We start from the raw sequence: 321 nt of genomic DNA, 5'->3' as shown, positions 1-321 counted from the left end.
GTGGCCGAGCTTTTGCTGCCGTCCTTCACCGTCAGGGTTGCCGCCAGTCCGGTACCCACCGTCCGGGCCACATACACCCCGGTGTACACCCCGGAGCCTGCCGCCGTCTCCGTCCATGCCGTGCCGGACTTCGCCTCTGCATTCGCCACCGTGACCATGCCCGCCAGCGTGTCGCTGCTGAGTCCGCTCACCGGGGCCGGCGTGGTGCTGCCGTCCTTCAGCGTCACCGTCACGGTGATGTCGCTGCCTGAGGTATAGCTGTCGCTGTCACGCGTGATGGTGGAGTTCGCCCGGGCCGCATCGCCCGCCGTGATGGCGTAG

General features: G+C 68.5%; 1 protein-coding gene. It reads right to left on the bottom strand.

Going from position 1 to position 321, the window contains the following annotated elements; all coding sequences use genetic code 11:
- On the bottom strand, positions 1-321 hold a 321-nt coding region (locus AAIE02_RS23615), incomplete at both ends, for a hypothetical protein (protein WP_498533426.1).

This window comes from Cedecea sp. Ae19-4 (assembly GCF_059801165.1).
Note: the sequence above shows the minus strand (reverse complement) of the source record. Positions and strands in the feature narration are given on the sequence as shown.